Here is a 20682-nt window from a genome sequence, read left to right as displayed (position 1 = left end):
GTGCCGCGGAACATCCCGCGCCGACGCCCGGCGCCGGCGAAAGCCCCGCTCAGGCGCTTTTCGGCCGCCGCGCCCTCGCGGCCGGTTTCTTCGCCGCCGTTTTGCCTTCTCCGGCGGCTTTTTTCGGCTCCTTGGCGGACCCGCGGGTCTTCTTCGCCGCCGACACGCTCGCCTCCAGCGCCGCCATCAGGTCGACGACCTCGGCCTTCTCCCCCTGTTTCGGCGCGCCGACGGTCTGGCCGCCGCCCGCCTTGGCCTCGATCATCGCCTCGAGCGCTTCCCGGTAGGAGTCCGAGTATTTCTCCGGTTCGAACACCGGCTCGGACAGCGAGTCGATCAGCGATCCGGCCATCGTCACCTCCTGCGCGCGGACCTGCGGCGGATCCTCGTGCAGGAACGGGAAATCCGGGACCCGGACCTCGTCGGCCCACAGCATCGTGGTCATCACGAGCACGTCGTCCACGACGCGCAGCAGCGCCAGGCTCTCCCGCTGGCGCACCGCGACCTTCGCGATCGCCACGTGGCTCGCCTTCTGCAGCGCGTCGCGCAGCACCACGTACGGCTTCACCGCGTTCTTCTGCGGCTCCAGGTAGTAGGTGCGGTCGAACCGGATCGGGTCGATCGACTCCAGCGGCACGAATTCGAGCACGTCGATCGAATGCTGGGTGGGCAGCGGCAGCTCGGCGAGGTCGGCGTCGGTGATCACGACCATCTCGCCGTCGGGCAGCTCGTATCCCTTGGCGATGTCGGAGTAGGGCACTTCTTCGCCGTCGATCGAGCAGAACCGCTTGTACTGGATCCGCCCGCCGTCGGCGGCGTGCACCTGGCGCAGCGACACGTTCTTGTTCTCGGTCGCCGCGTACAGCTGGATCGGGATGCTGACCAGCCCGAAGGACACCGAGCCCTTCCACATCGACCGCATGCCGCGCACCTCCGCCGAGTTCCCCAGTACGTATTCACGCTCGGTGACCACGGTAACCGCGATCGTCCGAATCCGACAGTCCGCGCACGTAGGAGCCTTACGCGCAGCCACTTCGCGCGCGCAGCCATTGCCCAGCGGAGGCCTCCGGATCCGGAGCCGGGAAGTCGGGCGGGATCGGCCGGGCCCCGTAGGCGCGGCCGGTGCGGTCGACGTCGACCGCACTCGTGACCAGCAGTTTCGCGCCGTCAGCCAGGGCGAACGCGACGTTGCCGGTGGCGAATCCCGCGGTCGGCCCGCCGAACGTCGCGACCCGGCCGAGCCCGCGGAAGGCGATCAGCGCCGCTTCGCCCGAACTGGCGGTGCCGCGCGAGGTCAGCACCGCCACCGGCGGCGCCGGGCGGCTCAGCCGGACCGGATTGACCTCGTCGGTACCGGGACTCTCGCCTGACCAGGCCCGGCCGTCGCGGACCGACCACACCCGCGGAGCGCGCCCCGGCTCGGCGAGCGAACCCGCGATCCCGTCCCCCAGCAACGGGGCCAGCACCGTCAGCATTGGCCACATGTCGCCGCCATTGTCGTCGCGGAGGTCGACGATCCATCCGCACGAGGCCCGCGCTTCGACCGCCCGCAGCGCCGCCACGCCCGCCTCGACGCAACGACGCTCGCCCGCCGCGTCGGCGATGAGGCCGGGAATGGCCAGCACTGCGACGCCGTTCTCGGCGCGGCTCGACGGCACCTCTATCGTCTCCACCGCTGGGGGCCGCGCTTGCGCCGGGCTGAGCAGTTTGGTGTGCGCATTGCCCAGTTCGGCGATCACTGTCTGGATCGCCGGATAGGTCTCGGAGAAGGTCGAAGCCCCCTCTACGGCACGCAACGCCTCGTCCTCCGCGCTCGGCCAGTCCACCCGATCCCGGTCGATCGAATGCGCCCGGAGGAGATTCAGCGCGCCGAGGAGGTACGTCCGCGGCGTCGGCGCCGACGGCTGAGCCGCGACCAGTGCAGCGCCGAGCAGCACCAGCCCGACGGCCGCGGCGAGCGCTCTTCTCAAGCCGGGGTCCCCGGGAAGTGCGGGTTTTCGATCACGCCGACCAGGTTTCCGTCCGGCGCGCGCACCAGCGCGGTCCGGATTCCGCCGCCGAAATCGGTCACCGCCGCGTGTTCGGCCGCGCCCTCCCCGACCAGCTTCGCCAAGGCGGCTTCCACGTCGGGCACTCCCCAGTACGCCACCGGGCCGTCGCCGTTCTCCGCGCGGCCGTTCGGATCGAGCGCCAGCTCGTAGCCGTGCACGCTGTACCCGACGTAGAACGGCTCGTCGAAGTACGGCGGCACGCCGAGCACCCGGGTCCACCACTCCTTGGCCGCCGCCAGGTCGTCGACCGGATACACGATCGTGCGCAGTCCCTCGAACATGTGTTCATCCTGGCATAGACTGGACTTACGAGAACGAAACTTTTCGCGGTCCGCATAATTTTTCGCATCACGCAACTTTCGCTGCTACCCTCGCTCGGGTGACCTCCACCGCACCCCTGGGCCTGCGCGAGCGCAAGAAGCGAGCCGCGCGGCGGGCGCTCGCCGAAGCCGCGCTGCGGATCGCACTGGAGCGGGGCCTCGACCAGCTGCGGGTGGAGGACATCGCGAACCAGGTGGGCGTGTCCCCGCGCACCTTCAACAACTACTTTTCCAGCAAGGAGGAAGCTGTCTGCGCGTTCCTCGTCGAACGGCAGGAGCGCGTGCGCGAAGCGCTCCTGGCGAGGCCCGCCGACGAACCGTTGTGGGACGCGGTCGTCAACGCCTCGGTCACCTTGTTCGCCGAGGACAGCCGCCCGAAGCGCGAGGAGGTGCGGCGGGTGCGCGCGATGATGGAGAACGGCGGCCTGTTCGCCGAGATGCTGCGCGCGTTCGCCACTGTCGAGCGCGTGCTGGCCGACGCCATCGCCGAACGAGCGGGCGAGCACGCAAATCCGTTGCACGCGCGGCTGATGGCGAGCATTGTGCAGAGCGCTTCGCGCCTCGCTTTCGAAACCTGGCTCAACGCGGACTCCGACGAAGAGTTCGTAACGGCCTTCACCGGCCTCCTGCGGGAGGCCGCCGCCGGGATGCCGGCACTGGCCGCGCCCCGCGCGGCCCGCTAGACCCGAACCGACGCCATTTCTTTTCTTGGGGGGAGTACCGGACACCGTGCTGGTCAAACTGTTGCGCAGTCATCTGCGCCCGTACCGGGCCGCGCTGTGGCTCGTCGTCGCGCTGCAGCTGGTGCAGACGATCGCCGCGCTGTACCTGCCCACGCTCAACGCCGACATCATCGACGGCGGCCTCGTCAAGGGCGACACCGGCTACATCGTGAAGATCGGCGGCGTGATGCTGCTGGTCACGCTGGTGCAGATCGCCGGGTCGATCGGGGCCGTCTACTACGGTTCCCGCATCGCCTCGGCCGTCGGCCGCGACCTCCGCGCCGGGGTCTTCCACCGCGTGCAGGATTTCTCCGCCCGCGAGATCGGCAAATTCGGCACTCCGTCGCTGATCACCCGCACCACCAACGACGTCCAGCAGATCCAGCTGCTCGCCGCGCTCACCTTCACGCTGATGGTGTCCGCGCCGATCATGTGCGCCGGCGGCATCCTGCTCGCGCTGCAGCAGGACGTCCCGCTGTCGGCGCTGCTCGTCGTCATCGTGCCGGTGCTGGGCATCGCGATCGGCCTGATCGTGCTGCGGATGCGCTCGGCCTTCCGGCTCATGCAGGAGCGCCTCGACCGGATCAACCAGGTCATGCGCGAGCAGATCATGGGCATCCGGGTGATCCGCGCGTTCGTGCGCGACCGGCACGAGCGCGAGCGCTTCGGCCGCGCCAACGACGACCTGTACGCCGTGTCGCTGCGGGTCGGCAGGCTGATCGCGCTGATGTTCCCCACCGTGATGCTGGTGGTGAACCTGTCGAGCGTCGCCGTGCTGTGGTTCGGCGGGCAGCGGGTCGACAGCGAGGCCATGCAGATCGGCGCGCTGACCGCGTTCCTGTCGTACCTGATGCAGATCCTGATGGCGGTCATGATGGCCACCTTCATGTTCATGATGGTGCCGCGCGCGGAGGTCAGCGCCGAGCGGGTCGCCGAGGTGCTGGACACCGAGCCGAGCGTGCGGCCGCCGGACGAGCCGCTGCCCGCCGGGGCCGAGCACGGGCGCCTCGACCTGACCGGCGTCGGCTTCCGGTACCCCGGCGCGGAAAAGCCGGTGCTGCAGGACGTTTCGCTGGTCGCCCGGCCCGGGGAGACCACCGCGATCATCGGCAGCACGGGCAGCGGGAAGACGACGCTGCTCAACCTGATCCCTCGGCTGATGGACGCCACCGAGGGCACGGTCCGGATCAACGGCGTGGACGTGCGCCGGCTCGACCCGGCGGTGCTCTCGTCGGCGGTCAGCATGGTGCCGCAGAAGCCGTACCTGTTCGCCGGGACAGTCGCGAGCAACCTCCGCTACGGCAATCCGGACGCCACGGACGAAGAACTGTGGCACGCGCTGGAAGTCGCGCAGGGCAAGGACTTCGTGGAACGGATGGAACAGGGCCTCGACTCGCCCATCGCCCAGGGCGGCACGAACGTCTCGGGCGGGCAGCGGCAGCGGCTCGCGATCGCGCGGATGCTGGTGCACCGGCCGCAGATCTACCTGTTCGACGATTCGTTCAGCGCGCTCGACTACGCCACCGACGCCGCGCTGCGCCGCGCGCTCGCCGAGGAGATCCGCGACGCGACCGTCGTCATCGTCGCGCAGCGGGTCAGCACGATCCGCGGCGCGGACCGGATCATCGTGCTCGACGACGGCCGCGTCGTCGGCACCGGAACCCACCACGAGCTGATGGACACCAACGAAACGTACCGGGAAATCGTGCTTTCGCAGCTGACCGAACAGGAGGCGGCGTGAGCGAGGAAACGAGAACCGCCGCCGCGCCCGACGAGGACGAACCGGCCGCCGTCGCGCGCGACAAGACCCGTCCGGACCCGACCGCGGGACCCGCCGCCCGGATGATGTCCGCCGGGGCTCCCGCGGAGAAGCCCCTCGATTTCAAGGGTTCGCTCGCCCGGCTGCTGCGGCTGCTGCGCCCGCAACGGGCGGCGCTGGCCGGAGTGCTGGTGCTCGGCGCGATCGGCGTCGCGCTGACCGTGCTCGGGCCGAAGGTGCTGGCACGGGCGACGGACCTGATCTTCGCGGGCGTGACCAGCAGGCATCTGCCGCTGGGCGCGACCAAGGAGCAGGTGATCGAGGGCCTGCGGGCACGCGGGGAGAACACGCTCGCCGACATGTTCACCAGCGTCGACCTGATGCCCGGCCACGGCGTCGATTTCACCGCGGTCGGCCAGGTGCTGATGATCGTGCTGGCGCTGTACGTCTTCGCGTCGTTCCTCGGCGTCATCCAGGCGCGGCTCACCACGAACATCGTGCAGGGCGCGGTGTTCCGGCTGCGCCAGGACATCGAGGAGAAATTCGCGCGGCTGCCGCTGCGCTATTTCGACCGCCAGCCGCGCGGCGAGGTGCTGAGCCGGGTCACCAACGACATCGACAACCTGGCGCAGTCGCTGCAGCAGACGCTGTCGCAGATCGTCACGTCGCTCTTCACCGTGCTGGGCGTGCTGGTGATGATGTTCGTCATCTCGCCGCTGCTGGGCGTGCTCGTGCTGCTGACGGTCCCGCTGTCGGTGTTCGTCGCGGCCAAGATCGGCAAACGCGCGCAGCCGCAGTTCATCCGGCAGTGGGGGACGACCGGGAAGCTCAACGCGCACATCGAGGAGATGTACTCGGGCCACTCGCTGGTGCACGTCTTCGGCCGCCGCAAGGAGGCCGAGGAGGTCTTCCGGCAGCAGAACGAGGCGCTGTACGAGGCGAGCTTCAAGGCGGCCTTCATCTCCGGCACGATCCAGCCGGGGATGATGTTCATCGGCAACCTGAGCTACGTGCTGGTCGCGGTCGTCGGAGCCCTGCGGGTCGCGTCGGGCACCTTGACCCTGGGCGACGTGCAGGCGTTCATCCAGTATTCGCGCCAGTTCAGCCAGCCGGTCACGCAGATCGCGAGCATGGCGAACCTGCTGCAGTCCGGCGTCGCGTCGGCGGAGCGGGTGTTCGCGCTGCTGGACGCCAAGGAGCAGGAACCGGAGCCGGAGAACCCGCAGCGCCCCGAGGTCGTGCGCGGAAAGGTCGAGTTCGAGCACGTGTCGTTCCGCTACCTGAAGGACACGCCGCTGATCGAAGACCTGTCGCTGTCGGTGGACCCCGGCCACACCGTCGCGATCGTCGGCCCGACCGGCGCGGGAAAAACCACGCTGGTGAACCTCTTGATGAGGTTCTACGAAATCGACGGCGGCCGGATCACCCTGGACGGCGTGGACATCAAGGCGATGAACCGCGAAGAACTGCGCTCGAAGACGGGCATGGTCCTGCAGGACGCCTGGCTGTTCGGCGGCACGATCGCGGAAAACATCGCCTACGGAGCGGACAACGTCACCCGGGAACAGGTCGTCGAAGCCGCGAAGGCAACCTACGTGGACCGCTTCGTCCGCACCCTCCCAGACGGCTACGACACAGTGCTGGACGACGAAGGCGGCACGGTCAGCGCGGGCGAGAAACAGCTGATCACCGTCGCCCGGGCTTTCCTGGCCAAACCAGCGATCCTGATCCTGGACGAAGCCACGAGCTCGGTCGACACCCGCACCGAAGTGCTGATCCAGCACGCGATGAACTCGCTGCGCACCGGCCGCACGAGCTTCGTGATCGCCCACCGCCTCTCCACCATCAGGGACGCGGACGTAATCCTGGTAATGGAAAACGGAAACATAGTGGAACAAGGAAACCACGAAACGCTCATCAACGCAGGCGGCGCCTACTCCCGCCTGTACGCAGCACAATTCGCCGAAGCAATGGCAGAAACAGAATAACCACACCACGCCAAAAACCGTGAGGGGAACTCTGAGGGAATCACATCCCCTCAGGACTCCCCTCACGGCCCTAAAACAGGCACCGATGCACAAAAACAGCGAGGCACCCAGCCCCTCCCCCGCACCCCGATACGAAGCCTCCCTGCGGGCGGTGGGTGCTTGTCAAGGCATCTTTCCCGCCTTGACAAGCACCCACCGCCCGTCAGCACAATCAAGCTTCGGGGTGCCCCACGCAACCCATCAACAGCAATGTCGCCCGCCAGGGCGACGAGCCGCCCGAGACCTCAAAGCCGAGGAATATTCCGCAAATTAGACCGAGCCAACTCCAGCATCTTCCCCACACCCCCACTCAACACTGTCTTGCTCACCGCCAACGCAAACCCCTTAACCTGCGCCGCAGTAATATTAGGCGGAATAGACAACGCATTGGGATCCGTCACCACATCCAGCACCGCGGGCCCGTCATGCGCCAAAACATCCCGAATCCCGTCCCGCACCTCCCCAGGCTTCTCCACCCGCCGCGCATACAGCCCAGCCGCCCGGGCAATCCCCGCGAAATCCACCTGATCGTGGTCGGTCCCGAACTCCGGCAGCCCGTCCACGAGCATCTCCAGCTTCACCATCCCGAGCGACGAATTGTTGAACACCACCGCCTTGACCGGCAACGCATGCGTCTTGAGCGTCAACAACTCCCCCATCAGCATCGCGAGCCCGCCGTCCCCGCACATCGCCACCACCTGCCGCCCAGGCGCGGCAGCCTGCGCCCCGATCGCATGCGGCAGCGCATTAGCCATGCTCCCGTGCACGAACGACCCGAGAATCCGCCGCCGCCCATTGGGCGTCACATACCGAGCAGCCCACACGTTGCACATCCCAGTGTCCACAGTGAACACGGCATCGTCCGCGGCTTCCTCGTCCAGCACATCCGCCACATACTCCGGATGCAACGGAATGTGCTTGGACACCTCGTTCGTATAAGCGTCGACCACCCGCTGCAGTCCGCGTTCGTGCTTGCGCAGCATGGCGTGCAGGAACGACCGGTCGCTGCGCTCCCGCAACCGGGGCAGCACCGCCCGGATCGTCGCCCCGACATCGCCCTGCACCCCGAACTCCAGCACCGACCGGCGTCCCATCCGGGCCGGATCGATGTCCACTTGCACGGTGTTGCGCTGCGGCAGGAAGTTGTCATACGGGAAGTCCGTGCCGAGCAGCAGCACGAGATCAGCCTCGTGCATGGCCTCGTAACAGGCGCCGTACCCGAGCAGCCCGCTCATCCCGACATCGAACGGGTTCTCGTACTGCACGAACTCCTTGCCCCGCAGCGAATGCCCCACCGGAGCGCCGACCGCCTCGGCGAGCGCCAGCACGTCGTCGTGCGCGTCCCGGCACCCCGCTCCGGCCATGATCATCACTTTCTCCGCCCGGTCGATCCGGTCGGCGAGCCGGGCGACGTCGGCCTCGGCGGGCACCATCGCGGGCGGGCTGCCCAGCGGCGCCGATTCGCCGGTGGCGTGCGCGGCGGGCTCGTGCGACACGTCGCCCGGCAGCACCAGCACCGCGGCCCCGCGCCGGCCGACCGCGTTCTGCACCGCGATCCGGGCGAGCCGCGGCATCTGCTCGGGCGAGCTGACCATCTCGCAGTAGTGCGAGCATTCGGCGAACAGCTGCCGCGGATGCGTTTCCTGGAAGAACCCGGTGCCGATCTGCGCCGACGGGATGTGCGAGGCGATCGCCAGCACCGGCGCTCCGGACCGGTGCGCGTCGTAGACCCCTTGCAGCAAATGCAGATTGCCCGGCCCGCAGCTGCCCGCGCACACCGCGAGCCGTCCGGTGAGCTGCGCCTCGGCCGCGGCGGCGAACGCGCCCGCTTCCTCGTTGCGCACGTGCACCCAGTCGATCCCGCCACGCGCCGAACCGCCGGTGCGGCGCACCGCGTCCACCACGGGGTTGAGGCTGTCGCCCACCACCCCGTAGATCCGGTGCACCCCGGATTGCAGCAGAACGTCGATCAACTGGTCGGCCACCGTCGCCATGCTTCCGCGTCCCTTCGTGAGAGTCCCCTCGCAGTCTGTCACCGATCGGGCGAACCGCCACCGCATTGACAAGTATTGTTGTCAATGGCACCGTGGACCGTACCGACCCCGAGGAGGAACACCGCCCATGCCACGCGAGTTCGAGGTGCGCAAAGAGGTTCAGCTGCCCGCGGACCCGGAGGCCGTGTGGGAGGCGGTCGCGACCGGGCCCGGCATCGATTCGTGGTTCATGGGCCGGCACGAGGTCGACGCGGCGGCCAAGCGGATCCGGTTCAGCCTGGGGGAAATGCGCACCGAGGCGGAGATCACCGCGTGGGACCCGCCGCGCCGGTTCGCCTACCGCGGCGAGCCGGCCGAGGACGGCACGTTCGACGCGATGGAGTTCCTCGTGGAAGCGGCCGAGGGCGGCACGTCGGTGCTGCGGTTCGTGCACCGGGGCTTCGTCGAGGACGGCTGGGACGACGAGTACCACGAGTCCTTCGCCGTCGGCTGGGAAATGTACCTGCACACGCTCGCCCAGCTGCTGGCCCACTTCCCCGGCCGCTTCGCGACGTACGTGACCGCGGACGGCCCGGCGTCGTCGGCGAGCCGGGACGCGTGGCCGAAGCTGCTGGCCGCGCTCGGCCTGCCCGAGGAAGCCTCAGCCGGGCATGCCGTCCGGTTCTCTGTCGGCGGCGAAACGGTCGAGGGCGTCCTCGACTACTCGACCCCGAACTACGCCGGAGTCCGCACCGAGGACGCCCTCTACCGGTTCCACGAACGGTCGCTGCTCGGCATGCCGGTCGCGGTCGGACATCACCTGTTCCGTCCGGACGTCGACGAGACCGCCGAAAGCGCGACCTGGAGCCGCTGGCTCGCCGAAGCGCTCAGCTGACGTCAGCGGCGGCGCAGCAGCAACGCCGCGCCCGCGGCCGCCGCCACGACGCCGGCGATCACGTTGCCGGTCACCGCGCCGGCCGACGGCAGGGTCTCGTCGCCGTAGCGAAGCAAGAACGGCGACACCGCGACCCACGCCCCGAGCACCGGCAGCACCCAGGCCAGCGCCTGCGCACCCGAATCCCGCGCCCGCATGGCCGCGAAGACGACGATCGCGAGCCCGGCGACCGTGTTGCTCACCGCGAGTTCGGCGGCCCCGCCGAAGCGCAGCAGCCACGGGGCGGCGATCAGGTACAGCCCGGCCAGCACAGCGAGGCTCGCTGCGCCCCCGGAGACCGCGGTCTTGCCGGACATCGTGCTGGTGGACATCTCAGATCACCTCAGCAGATCTCGGTTCCACCCCACGAGTACCCAGATTCCGCCCGGGATCACGCCCCCGCCGCGGCGCACGCCTCGCGCAGGCCGCCGCGCACCGGCGCGGTCAGGCCGGAAACGGCGAAAACGCGCCGCACGAGCGGCCTGGTCGCCACGATCGAAAACGCCGGCCGGGCGCGGCTCGCCTCTTCGAGCGCGCGCAGCCCGGCACAGCTGAGATAGCCGACCCGCGACAGGTCGACGACGAGTTTGCCGCCGGCTCCGGAGGCGGCCGACAGCGCGGAGCGGAACTGCCCCACCGACGCGATGTCGATCTCGCCCGCCGCCGTGACCAGCACGAGGTCGCCGTCCCTCCGGCTGGTGAAGACGGTCAGACCGGAAGCCCCGCGCGCACCCATTGGCGGAACGGTACGCGCCGGCGCGGCCCCGGCAAACCGTCCCTGCCTCAGCCGGGTGGGGCAGTTCACCGGAGGTTCACCGAGGCGCGAGCAGCTTCTCCCGCAGCTCCGGCTGACCAGCGAGCCCCTCCCGGACCATGCCGTCGACGAACGGCCGCATCTGCTCGCGCGGCGCGCGCGACCAGTCCAGCGGGCCGAGCGGCGGCTGCGGGTCGTATTCGATCCCGAACTGGACCAGCCGCGCGGCGTCCTCCCCGCTCATCCGCTCCACCAGGTGCAACGCCAGGTCGATGCCCGCCGACACCCCGGCGGCGGTGATCACCGGGCCGCTGTCCGCCCAGCGCCGCCGGACCGGCGTGGCCCCGAACGCGCGCAGGTTTTCCAGGAAGGTCCAGTGCGTGGTCGCCTCGCGGCCTTCGAGCAGCCCGGCCTGGCCGAGCAGCAGCGAACCGGTGCACACGGACGTCATCAGCTCGGCGGAGGTCGCGGCCTGGCGGAGATAGCCGATGAGAGTCTCGTCGCCGAGCGCGCGCAGCGTCGGCGCGCCGCCGCCGGGGACCAGCACCCACGACGGGTCCGGGACCTGGTCGAAGGTGTGGCTCGGCGCGATCCGCAACGGCGTGTCGGTGTCGGTGGTTTCCAGGGTTTCGCCCACGACGGCCACGCGGACCGAGGGGTCGGCCGCCGCGAAGGAGGCGAGCACCTGCAGCGGGCCGACCAGGTCGAGGACCGTCAGGCCGGGGTACACGACGAACGCGAAGGTTTTCCGGGTCATGCCGCCACCGTCCCGGATGCGCGGGCGGGCCGGGACATGCGTGTCCGAAATCCTGCGAAGCCGGTTGATCCGGCCGGGCGAGCTGCTACGGTGCGGCCATGCCGAGTACCGCCCGGCAGGTCGTGATCCTCGGGTACCCCGACGCCGAACTGCTCGACATCGCCTGCGTGTCCGATGTTTTCGACGCCGCGACGCGGCTGGGCGCGGCCCGGCCGTACGAGGTCCGGCTCGCCACCGTCGACGGGCTCCCCTTCGCCTGCCAGTCCGGGCTCACGCTCGCCCCGCACGTCCGGATCGACCAGGTCCGCGGCCCGCTCGACACGTTCGTCGTCGCGGGCGGCCTCGGCCACCTCGCCGCGGCCGAGGACGAACGGCTGCTGGCCCACGTGCGGCGGCTGTCGCAGCAGAGCAGGCGCACCGCGTCGGTCTGCACCGGGGCGACCGTGCTCGCCGCCGCCGGGCTGCTGAGCGGCCGGCGCGCCACCACGCACTGGTCGCACGCGGCGCGGCTCGCCGAGCAGTACCCGTCGGTGACCGTGGACCCGGTGCCGCTTTTCGTGCGGCACGGCGACGTCTACACCTCCGCGGGCGTCACCAGCGGGCTCGACCTCACCCTCGCCTTCGTCGAGGAGGACCACGGCCCGACGCTCGCCCGCGAGGCCGCCCGGTCGCTCGTCACCTACCTGCAGCGGCCCGGGAACCAGGCGCAGGTGAGCATGTTCCTCGCCGGCCCGCCGCCGGAGCACCGGCAGGTCCGCGACCTCACCGCCTACGTCGCCGAGCACCTCGCCGACGACCTCGGCGCGCACGCGCTCGCGAAGCAGGCCGGCATCAGCACCCGCCAGCTGACCCGGCTGTTCGACGCCCACCTGGGCACCACGCCCGGGAAATACGTGCGCACCGTGCGCGCCGAACACGCCGCCCGCCTGCTGTCCGGCACCGACCTCCCGCTGACCGCGATCGCGCGACGCTGCGGTTTCGGCTCCACCGAGACGCTCCGGCAGGCGTTTCTGGACCATTTCGACACTCCGCCCTCGGCGTACCGGCGGGTGCACCTGCGTTCTGCGCACGCCTGAACGAAACGCCCGCTTCCTCCCCCACCCGGTACGGGCGAACCCGGAGCCGGGAGGGCAGGATGTCCGCCGTGGCACCGCACGACTACCCCGACCAGGACCCCGACGACACCGGCCCGCTGCCGCGAGTGCCGGGGGAATCGGCGTCCCCCGTGCCACCTCCCGTCCCCCCGCGCGCCCGTCCGGACGGTCCTCGCCGCGTGCGCCGCGCCGAGGACCGGGAACCCGGACGGCCCGCCGAACGGTCCGGCGATCCCCGGCGCGCCGGCGAACCGGGACGGCGGCCCGAACGGCCCGGCGAGCCTCGCCGTCCGCGTGCCGCCGCGCCGCGGCCCGCTCAACCCGGCGCCCCGCGCCCGGCCGATTCCCGCGGCGGCGGGCAGTCCGGCGAACTGCGGCTGCCCCGCCGCCCAGGCGACACCCCGCCTCCCGGGGCCCGCCGCCGCCCCCCGCCCCGGCCGGCACAGTCCGAAAAGGACACTCCTAAACCCGTTGCGGCGAAGGAAATTCCGCCGCCGGCCGGGCACGGCCACGGACACGGTCATGGCCACGGCCCGGCCGCCCCCGCGTCGCAACGAGTCCGCAAACTCCTGATCTGGCTGCTCGCGCCGCTGGCCCTGGCGACCGTCGCCGGCATGATCGTCCTGTACCCGTGGGGCAGTTCCCTGCCGAAGAGCGCGGTGCCGCAGGGCACGCCGGTCCAGGCGGCGATCACGACCGCGACGTCCGGCCCATGCCTGCAGCCCGGCCAGGTGCAGGTCGGCTCGCAGCCGGATCCGGACGCGAAACCGTGCCTCACCGTCGACCTGCGGATGTCCGACGGCCCGGCCGCGGGGAAACCGGTGCGGCTGACGGTGCCGATCGAACCGAGCACGCCGAGGTTCGCCGCGGGCGACAAGGTGGTGCTCGCCTACAACGGAGGCAATCCGCTCGATCCGCAGTCGTTCACGCTCGTCGATTTCCAGCGCGGCACGCCGCTCGTGCTGCTCGCCGCGCTGTTCGCGATCGCCGTGCTGGTGCTCGGCCGGTGGCAGGGGCTGGCCGCGCTGGTCGCGCTGGTGCTGAGTTTCGTGGTGATCGTGCTGTTCGTGCTGCCCGCGATCCTCGCCGGGGAAAATCCGCTGGTGGTGGCGATCGCCGGGGCGGGCGCGATCATGTTCCTCGCGCTGTACCTGACGCACGGGCTGTCCGCGAGAACCTCGGTCGCGGTGCTGGGAACGCTGGTCAGCCTCGCGCTGATCGGGATCCTGTCGGCGATTTTCTCCGCCGCCGCGTCGCTCACCGGCCTCGACGACAGCACCACGACGCTGATCGGTTCGCTCGGCCACGGCATCGACGCGCGCGGCCTGCTGCTGGCCGGGATCGTGATCGGCGCGCTGGGCGTGCTCGACGACGTGACGATCACCCAGACCAGCGCGGTGTGGGAGCTGCGCCGCGCGAACCCGTCGCTCAGCTGGCGCGAGCTGTACCGCTCGGGCCTGCGGATCGGCCGCGACCACGTCGGCTCCGCGGTGAACACGCTGGTGATGGCCTACGCGGGGGCCGCCCTGCCGGTGATGCTCTACTCCGCGATCTCCGGCGTCGGCCTCGGCGCGCTGCTCGGCAGCGAGGACATCGCCGCGGAAATCATCCGGACGCTGGCCGGCTCGGTCGGCATCGTCGCGGCGGTGCCGGTCACCACCGTCTTGGCCGCTCTGATCGCCGCCCGCGAGCCGGTGGAGCACCTCATCAGCACCACGAAACCCGCTGAAGCACAGCAGCCACACGCCGGCTGACCCGGCCGGGCGCGGGCGTCGCGGATGAGGTACGAAGACCGCGATCCCCGCGACCCGAGGAGGGGCCCTGTGTTCTCAGCCGTCCTGGCCGGACCCCGAGTCACCGTGCACCTGATCCGCCGCCTGTTCGCGTCGGTGCTGGAAGCGGCCGAAACGATCCCGCGGATCGCCACCGCACTCGACGAGGCCCGCGCGACGCTGCACCACCTCGAACGGCTGCTCTCCTATGTCGCCGAAGAACTCCCCGAACTCGCCGACCAGCTCGACCGCATCCGCGCCCGCGTGGACCAATGGGAAGAACGCCCCCCACGCACGTAACCCCCAGGCGCAACTCAACTCTCTCTCTCCCCCCCCCGGCTCCGCTACCCCGAAAGCCGCCCGCCCCGCGGGATCGCGTCGGCGTGCGGAGGGGCAATGCGCACGGCCCCCCAGGGCCGGGCGGATTGCCCCTCCGCACGCCGACTTGAAGGCGATCCCGCACGCGCCGGCGAAGCCGGCGCCAAAATCACAGCGTGGCCACGAACCGGCTGACCGCTTCCATCGGGAATCGCTGCAGGTACTTCCCCGCTGGCGCCGCCGAAGCCAGCCGGTACAACGGCCTTTCCGCTACCGCACCCCCGCGTGCCTCCGCGCGCAATTCCGCCACCAGCAGCTCCGAGAACACCAGCCCGTTCGCCTCGGTGTTGTTCAGCACCGCGTCCGCCAGCCGTCGCAGCTGGAGCGCTCCCAGCTCGCGGCCGCCGGTTCCGGAGAACACCGCCAGGTCGAGTTTCACCGCGCGCCGCCGGTGTCCCGCGTTCACCAGCAGCGCGACCGTCCGGGTGCCGCGGACGTCGCTGATCACCACGTCCAGCCGCGGCGCTTCCAGGAGGTCCACTCGACGGACGCCCCACGTGCGCACCACCAGCGTCGTGCCCTCGAGCCAGATCCGGCGGCGGTATGCGTAGAGCACCACGTAAATCAGCGGCAGCGCGACGACCGCCGCCACGATCAGCCCGGTCAGCTGGCCGCCGATCAGCCCGGCGATCCCGCCGAACGCCGCGGCCAGGATCAGCACGCCGAAGACGCCCGACCACGCGCGGCGGCGGCGCAGTTTCGGCTCGTCGGCGAACAGCGGCAGGCGTTCGTCCGGTTTCCCGGTCACTGCGCGGCTCCCGGCACGAAGGGGTTGGCGGAGCGCTCGCGGCCGATGGTCGTGGCCGGTCCGTGGCCGGGCAGCACGACGGTGTCGTCGGCGAGCATCAGCAGTGTGCGCAACGAATTCTCCAAATCGGCGCCGGATCCGCCGGTGCGCCCGACCGATCCGGCGAAAAGCGTGTCCCCGGTGAACACCAGCCTGCCACCCTCGCCGGTCTCGACGGCGAGGGCCACCGAACCCGGCGTGTGCCCGGGCAGCGGGAGCACTCGCACCGCCAGCCCGGCGGCCTCGATCTCTCCCGGTTCCAGCGGTTCGAACGGCCCGTCGTACCAGTCGGCGTCGCCCGGATGCAGCCGCAGCGGCGCTTCGTGCGCCCGCGCCAGTTCGGCGGCGGCGCCGACGTGGTCCGGATGGCCGTGCGTGGCGAGCAGCGCGACCGGCGTCAGCTCGTGCTCCGCCAGCGCTTCGGCCAGCGGCCCGGCGGCTCCCTCTCCCGGGTCGACGACGAGGCACGGACCCCCGGCGGCGGGAGCGAGCAGATAGCAGTTCGAGCGCAGCGGACCCGCGGCGAACCCGGCGACGAGCACCGAACCCCTCCTCCCCGGATGCGGCCTTGATCACGACCCGGTGAAGACTAGCCGCCCCTGTACGGAGTCCTCACAGGCTGTGCCCATACACTGCCGCTACCTCAGACGTGTGACTTCGAGCGGAAACTGGAGGGCGGGTGGCGACCAACCAGCAGCGCCGAGAAGCCGCAAAGCGCAAACTCGAGCGGCAGCTCGTGCGCCGGGCGGAACAGGCGAAGCGACGCAAGATCGTGGGCGCTGGAGTGGTCGGCGGTGCGGTCCTCATCGTCGCCGGTCTCGTGGTGTGGATCGTGAACAGCGGCGGCAGCGGCGACCAGCAGGCCGCGACGCCGCCGTCGAGTTCCGCGCCGCCGGTCCCGAGCGTCACGAACATCCCCACCGAGCGCACCGCGCTCCCCAAGCGCCCCAAGGCGCTGCCGAACCCGACGACGTGCTCGTACCCGGCCGACCCGAGCGGCAAGCCGCCCTCAGGCAAGAAGGCGACCGCGCCGGACGGCAAGAACGTGTCCTCGTCCGGGACCGTGAACGTCACGATGAAGACCACCCAGGGCGACATCCCGATGACGCTCGACCGCGCGCTCGCGCCGTGCACCGTGCAGGCGTTCGAGGCTCTCGCGAAGCAGGGCTTCTTCACCGACACCATCTGCCACCGCCTCGGCGTCACCGACCTGCAGATGCTGCAGTGCGGCGACCCGGACGCGAAGGGCGACGCGGCGAACGACGGCCGCGGGGGCCCGGGATTCACCGTGCCGGACGAGTTCGTCGACACCGCGAAGTACGGCCGCGGCATCCTCGCGATGGCCAACACCGGCCAGCCGAACAGCGGCGGCAGCCAGTTCTTCATGGTCTACGGCAACGCGCCGCTTCCGCCGCAGTACACGATCTTCGGCAGCATCTCCGACGAAGGCCTGAAGGTGCTCGACAAGATCGCGAAGAACGGCATCGGCGCGGTCGGCCCGGACGGGTCGACCGGCGAGCCCAAGCAGCAGGTCAAGTTCACCGCGGTCACGGTTTCCTGACGTGACGGTGCGAGTCGAGATCGGCGGCGCCGCTCCGGGCGCCGCCGATCTCGCCGCCGCGGCGACCAGCTACGGCCATTTCACCGCGATGCAGGTCCGCGACGGACGGGTCCGCGGCCTCCGCTTCCACCTCGACCGGCTCGCGGCGAGCACCCGCGAGGTGTTCGGCAGCGAACTGGACACCGACCTGGTCCGCCGCTACGTCCGGCGGCTCGTCGCCGGGCAGGGCGCGCTGTCGGTGCGGGTGATCGTTTTTTCTCGCTCCTCGCCGCACGAGCCCGCGATGACGCCCGAGATCCTCGTCCGCACCGCGCCGCCCGCCGCCCGCGCGGCCACGCCGATGCGGCTGCGATCCGTTGCGTACCAACGGGATCTGCCACACGTGAAGCATCTCGGCAGCTTCGGCCTCGCCTACCATTCGCGCGCCGCCGCCCTCGCCGGCTACGACGACGCCGTGTTCCTCGCCGCCGACGGCCGGATCAGCGAGGCGACGATCTGGAACGTCGGCTTCCTGCGCGGCGGGACGATCGTGTGGCCGGAAGCCGAGGTGCTGCCGGGGATCACGTACCTCGTGCTGGAGGAACAACTGCGCGCGGCCGGAGTGCCGCAGGAAACCCGGCCGGTGTACCCGGCGGAGCTTCCGGAATTCGACGCCATGTTCGTCACCAACTCCGCGACCGTCGGCCGCCTGGTCGCCTCCGTGGACGACGTGCCGCTGCGCACCTCCCCCGTCGCGACGAAACTGCTGACCGAGGCGTACGAAGCCGCGCCCTGGGACGAGATCTGACGCAGCGTCAGGGCCTGCGGTGTTCCGCCCAGGCATCACGCTCGGCGCGCCTTTCACGAGCGCCGGGCAGACCTTCACGATCCGCCCGCCGGAAGACCGGCCGCGACCGATCGAAATCGGCGTGGTCGATCGTCCGGAACAACTCCGGATCCTGGCTTGTCAGCGCCGCCGGGCCGGGTCTCGCCGTGCCGTCGGCTGGGTGAGCACGCCGGTCAGCGGTAGGTGAACTCCGGCGCGCGCCGGTTCAGGAACGCGTCCACGCCCTCCGCGTAGTCCTCCCCGTGCAGCGCGGCGAGCCGGATCTCCTCCACCTCGTCGTCGGTCTTCTCCTGGCCCGCCACGATCTTCTCGATGATCCGGTTCATCCCGCGGATAGAGGCCTGCGAACGCGTGCACAGCGTCTCGGCGAACCGGGCGGTCGCCGATTCCAGGTCCGCGGCCGGGAAGACGTCGTTGACCAGCCCGATCTCGCGCGCCCGGGTCGCGTCGACGAGTTCGCCGGACAGCAGGAAGTACTTGGCGTGCGCCGGGCCGACCAGCGAGACCAGCTGCCGCGTCGAGGCGAAGTGGTAGACGATGCCGAGTTTGGCCGGGGTGATGCCGAAGCGCGCGTCGTCGGCGGCGAAGCGGAAATCGCAGGCGACCGAGATCTGGCAGCCGCCGCCGATGCAGTTGCCCTGGACCATCGCGACCGTCGGCTTGCGCAGCGCGGTCAGCGCCGCCACCGCGCGGTCCACCGCCTCGTCGTACTTCGCGGCGGCCTCGGCGGTCGAGCGCAGCTCGCGGAACTCGCCGATGTCCGCGCCCGCGGAGAAATGCCGGCCGGCTCCGGTCAGCACGAGCACCTTCAGCTCGGGATCGGCCTCGACCTCGGCCGCCACGCCCGGGATCGCCGCCCACATGCCGTGGGTGATCGCGTTCATCTTTTCCGGGCGCGAGAACGTCAGCCGGGCCACGGCGCCTTCGCGGGTGAACTCGAGTCCGTCCGTCATGCCCAGCACCCTAATGCGCGCCCCCGGCAATTCCGCTGTGGGACAGATCACCGGCCTACCCGGACAGCCGGGCGGTCAGCTCGCCCCGGCTGCGCACGCCGACCTTGCCGAACACCGACTTCAGGTGGTCCTGCACCGTGTTCGCCGAGATCCCCAGCCGCGCCGCGATGTCCGAAGTGGACAGTCCAGAGAGGACTTCCCGGCACACGTCGCGTTCGCGCGCGGTCAGCCGGTAGGCCGCGAGCAGCACGTCGAGCAGTTCCCCGCCGGTGGCGCGGCGGATCGTCACGACGATGTCGCGGGCGTCGTCGTCCGAGACCAATCGGCTGGCCTGCAACACAATCCAGCCGCCGCGCGCGTCGCGGACCCGCGCCCGGAACGTTCCGCTCGCCGCCGCTTGCGCCCCCACCGCGACCGCGCGCAGCAGCACCGCGAACCGGCCGTCGGCAATCGAGTCCAATTCGGACTCCCACGCGCCGACCCCCTCGGTCGCCCCGCGACGGCGGCCGTCCGGACCGACCACGACAATCGCCGGCTCCGCCTCCGGAGCCACGCCCCGCGCCAGCGCCGCCACCCGGGTAGCAGCAGCCAAGGTCGGCCCGATCGAGGTCAGGAACTCCACCTCGCGGTCGCTGAACTCGCCACGGCGCACCAGACCCGCCGCAGCCCAGCAAACGCCGTCCGCGCGAAACCCGACGCGCAGCTCGCTCTCCAACCCGAGCGGCCGCCACACCTGCGCCCACCGGCCGCTGCGCTCACGTTCGCGGCGCGGCAGGTCGGAAAGCCGCGCGACCGGCACCGAACGCCGGGCGAGCTGTGCGAAGGTGTGCGGCTCCGCGCCGTCGTACTCATACGTCGCCAGCAACGGCTCGTACTCCCCCGGGATCCGGGCCCGGCCGCTGGTCATCGAGCTGATCACGGCCGTATCCGGATCCAGGGACGCCCAGCAGGTCAGCTCCGTGGGCACGATCCGGTCGACCAGTTCGATGGCCGCGGCGTGCAGCTCGGCGACGCCGCAACCGGCCGTGGCGAGAGCCGCCAGCTCCCGCCGCACGCTCTGCGCTCGGCCTTCCCACACCCGACGAAGTATGCGCCCGCTCGTCCGGCGCCGGTATCCCTGATTTCCGGGATGGCTCCGCCCTCGCCGCGTTCCTACCTTCGGCGGCATGACCATTCACCTCAGCACCTCGGGCGAAGGCCCGGAACTGGACACGAAAGACGCGATCGCGACGGTGAAAGCGTCGTCCGCCGACACCGGCGGCTACGAGCTGTTCGAGATCGACGCTTCGCGCGGCCCCGCCGTCCCGCCGCACGCCGACCCGTGGACGAAGGGCTTCTACGTCCTCTGCGGCCGCATCACCGTCTGCCTCGCCGGGGAACTGCACGACCTCGGCCCGGGTTCCTTCGTGCACATCCCGGCGGGCACCCCCAACACCTTCGCCGTGCACACCCCGCACGCGAAATTCCTCGTGCTCACCCCGGACGACGCGATGGGCCGGTTCTTCCGCGAAATCGACGCCACCGTCCCGTCCCACGCCCCGTGGCCGGAAGCGGTGCCGCTGCTCGGCGAAATCGCCGCCCGGCACGGGGTCTCGTTCGAAGAGCCAGCGGCGTGAACGTCGCGGCGCAGGTTCTCGCCGGGATCGCCGTTCTGGTGCACCTGCTGGCTTTCGCGTGGGAAGTGCTGCTGTTCGAACGGCCGGGCGTGCACGCGGGCATCTTCCGGATCCCCTCCGAGAACCTGCCCGCCACCCGGCTCTGGTCGTTCAACGTCGGCTGGTACAACCTGTTCCTCGCCGGCGGACCGGTGACCGGCCTGGTGCTGCTGCACACCGGCGAGGCCGCGGCCGGACGCGTGCTCGTGCTCTACAGCTGCGCGTTCATGACGCTCGCCGGGATCGCGCTCGGCGTGTCCGACCTGCTCGCGCTCAGCCGCCCGCGCGGCGCGGGACGTGCCGGGGCGCTCGCCCAAGCACTCCCGCCGCTGGCCGCGCTGGTCGCGACGGCGTTCTGA

Annotated in this window: 22 protein-coding genes; 11 read left to right on the top strand and 11 right to left on the bottom strand. The window is 70.7% G+C overall.

Features of this window, described 5'->3' with window-relative positions:
• Positions 1–49: 49 nt before the first annotated feature.
• The 3 genes from F9C12_RS42300 to F9C12_RS42290 all read right to left on the bottom strand — a co-directional run bounded on the left by F9C12_RS42300 (position 50) and on the right by F9C12_RS42290 (position 2332).
• A complete protein-coding gene (locus F9C12_RS42300; protein ID WP_409179918.1) occupies positions 50–922 on the bottom strand; it encodes a Ku protein in 873 nt (290 codons plus the stop codon).
• A gap of 97 nt (positions 923–1019) precedes the next feature.
• On the bottom strand, positions 1020–1970 hold the full coding sequence (locus F9C12_RS42295) for a S41 family peptidase (RefSeq protein WP_409464209.1): 951 nt from the start codon (positions 1968–1970) through the stop codon (positions 1020–1022).
• Positions 1967–2332 (bottom strand): VOC family protein, encoded by a 366-nt coding sequence (locus F9C12_RS42290; protein WP_409464208.1) that lies wholly within the window; start codon positions 2330–2332, stop codon positions 1967–1969. Before F9C12_RS42290 ends, F9C12_RS42295 begins: the two co-directional genes overlap by 4 nt.
• A 98-nt stretch (positions 2333–2430) precedes the next feature.
• Between F9C12_RS42290 and F9C12_RS42285 the strand changes: the two genes are divergently transcribed.
• The 3 genes from F9C12_RS42285 (at position 2431) to F9C12_RS42275 (ending at position 6840) form a co-directional block, all read left to right on the top strand.
• Positions 2431–3054 (top strand): TetR/AcrR family transcriptional regulator, encoded by a 624-nt coding sequence (locus F9C12_RS42285; RefSeq protein ID WP_409179915.1) that lies wholly within the window; start codon positions 2431–2433, stop codon positions 3052–3054.
• A gap of 46 nt (positions 3055–3100) precedes the next feature.
• Positions 3101–4834: an ABC transporter ATP-binding protein gene (locus F9C12_RS42280; RefSeq protein WP_409179914.1), complete on the top strand. Its 1734-nt coding sequence runs from the start codon at positions 3101–3103 to the stop codon at positions 4832–4834.
• A gap of 101 nt (positions 4835–4935) precedes the next feature.
• The gene (locus F9C12_RS42275) at positions 4936–6840 is read left to right on the top strand and encodes an ABC transporter ATP-binding protein (RefSeq protein ID WP_409467162.1); all 1905 of its coding nucleotides are present in this window, start codon (positions 4936–4938) and stop codon (positions 6838–6840) included.
• Positions 6841–7124: 284 nt separating this feature from the next.
• On the opposite strand, the gene F9C12_RS42270 is transcribed toward F9C12_RS42275, so the two are convergent.
• Positions 7125–8873: a pyruvate dehydrogenase gene (locus tag F9C12_RS42270; protein ID WP_409464207.1), complete on the bottom strand. Its 1749-nt coding sequence runs from the start codon at positions 8871–8873 to the stop codon at positions 7125–7127.
• A gap of 127 nt (positions 8874–9000) precedes the next feature.
• On the opposite strand from F9C12_RS42270, the gene F9C12_RS42265 reads away from it, so the two are divergent.
• The gene (locus F9C12_RS42265; RefSeq protein WP_409464206.1) at positions 9001–9747 is read left to right on the top strand and encodes an SRPBCC family protein; all 747 of its coding nucleotides are present in this window, start codon (positions 9001–9003) and stop codon (positions 9745–9747) included.
• A gap of 2 nt (positions 9748–9749) precedes the next feature.
• Here F9C12_RS42265 and F9C12_RS42260 read toward each other — a convergent pair whose 3' ends face one another.
• The 3 genes from F9C12_RS42260 to F9C12_RS42250 all read right to left on the bottom strand — a co-directional run bounded on the left by F9C12_RS42260 (position 9750) and on the right by F9C12_RS42250 (position 11297).
• Positions 9750–10118: an SPW repeat protein gene (locus tag F9C12_RS42260; protein ID WP_409464205.1), complete on the bottom strand. Its 369-nt coding sequence runs from the start codon at positions 10116–10118 to the stop codon at positions 9750–9752.
• A gap of 59 nt (positions 10119–10177) precedes the next feature.
• The gene (locus tag F9C12_RS42255) at positions 10178–10522 is read right to left on the bottom strand and encodes an STAS domain-containing protein (protein ID WP_409464204.1); all 345 of its coding nucleotides are present in this window, start codon (positions 10520–10522) and stop codon (positions 10178–10180) included.
• 76 nt (positions 10523–10598) lie between these two features.
• The gene (locus F9C12_RS42250) at positions 10599–11297 is read right to left on the bottom strand and encodes a DJ-1/PfpI family protein (RefSeq protein ID WP_409464203.1); all 699 of its coding nucleotides are present in this window, start codon (positions 11295–11297) and stop codon (positions 10599–10601) included.
• 98 nt (positions 11298–11395) lie between these two features.
• Between F9C12_RS42250 and F9C12_RS42245 the strand changes: the two genes are divergently transcribed.
• The 3 genes from F9C12_RS42245 (at position 11396) to F9C12_RS42235 (ending at position 14463) form a co-directional block, all read left to right on the top strand.
• On the top strand, positions 11396–12373 hold the full coding sequence (locus F9C12_RS42245; RefSeq protein ID WP_409179908.1) for a GlxA family transcriptional regulator: 978 nt from the start codon (positions 11396–11398) through the stop codon (positions 12371–12373).
• A 59-nt stretch (positions 12374–12432) separates the two neighbouring features.
• Positions 12433–14145, top strand: coding sequence for a YibE/F family protein (locus F9C12_RS42240; protein ID WP_409464202.1), 1713 nt, complete (start codon positions 12433–12435; stop codon positions 14143–14145).
• 69 nt (positions 14146–14214) lie between these two features.
• Positions 14215–14463: a hypothetical protein gene (locus F9C12_RS42235; RefSeq protein WP_409464201.1), complete on the top strand. Its 249-nt coding sequence runs from the start codon at positions 14215–14217 to the stop codon at positions 14461–14463.
• A gap of 187 nt (positions 14464–14650) precedes the next feature.
• On the opposite strand, the gene F9C12_RS42230 is transcribed toward F9C12_RS42235, so the two are convergent.
• Both F9C12_RS42230 and F9C12_RS42225 read right to left on the bottom strand, forming a co-directional pair.
• The gene (locus F9C12_RS42230) at positions 14651–15289 is read right to left on the bottom strand and encodes a hypothetical protein (RefSeq protein ID WP_409464200.1); all 639 of its coding nucleotides are present in this window, start codon (positions 15287–15289) and stop codon (positions 14651–14653) included.
• A complete protein-coding gene (locus F9C12_RS42225) occupies positions 15286–15870 on the bottom strand; it encodes an MBL fold metallo-hydrolase (RefSeq protein ID WP_409464199.1) in 585 nt (194 codons plus the stop codon). The genes F9C12_RS42230 and F9C12_RS42225 overlap by 4 nt, the downstream gene beginning before the upstream one ends.
• Positions 15871–16007: 137 nt before the next feature.
• On the opposite strand from F9C12_RS42225, the gene F9C12_RS42220 reads away from it, so the two are divergent.
• Positions 16008–16889, top strand: a complete 882-nt coding sequence (locus F9C12_RS42220; RefSeq protein ID WP_409464198.1) for a peptidylprolyl isomerase — start codon at positions 16008–16010, stop codon at positions 16887–16889.
• Between the two features lies 1 nt (position 16890).
• Entirely contained in the window at positions 16891–17676 is a 786-nt protein-coding gene (locus tag F9C12_RS42215) for an aminotransferase class IV (RefSeq protein ID WP_409464197.1), read from the top strand.
• A gap of 212 nt (positions 17677–17888) precedes the next feature.
• Here F9C12_RS42215 and F9C12_RS42210 read toward each other — a convergent pair whose 3' ends face one another.
• On the bottom strand, positions 17889–18668 hold the full coding sequence (locus F9C12_RS42210; RefSeq protein WP_409464196.1) for an enoyl-CoA hydratase/isomerase family protein: 780 nt from the start codon (positions 18666–18668) through the stop codon (positions 17889–17891).
• Between the two features lie 55 nt (positions 18669–18723).
• A complete protein-coding gene (locus F9C12_RS42205) occupies positions 18724–19746 on the bottom strand; it encodes a LuxR C-terminal-related transcriptional regulator (RefSeq protein ID WP_409179900.1) in 1023 nt (340 codons plus the stop codon).
• Positions 19747–19834: 88 nt separating this feature from the next.
• On the opposite strand from F9C12_RS42205, the gene F9C12_RS42200 reads away from it, so the two are divergent.
• Both F9C12_RS42200 and F9C12_RS42195 read left to right on the top strand, forming a co-directional pair.
• Complete coding sequence (locus F9C12_RS42200; RefSeq protein ID WP_409464195.1) at positions 19835–20284, top strand: cupin domain-containing protein; 450 nt, start codon at positions 19835–19837, stop codon at positions 20282–20284.
• Complete coding sequence (locus tag F9C12_RS42195) at positions 20281–20682, top strand: DUF1304 domain-containing protein (RefSeq protein WP_409179898.1); 402 nt, start codon at positions 20281–20283, stop codon at positions 20680–20682. Before F9C12_RS42200 ends, F9C12_RS42195 begins: the two co-directional genes overlap by 4 nt.

Origin of the sequence: Amycolatopsis sp. GA6-003 (genome assembly GCF_046267895.1) — a bacterium.
Taxonomy (GTDB): Bacteria; Actinomycetota; Actinomycetes; order Mycobacteriales; family Pseudonocardiaceae; genus Amycolatopsis.
Note: the sequence above shows the minus strand (reverse complement) of the source record. Positions and strands in the feature narration are given on the sequence as shown.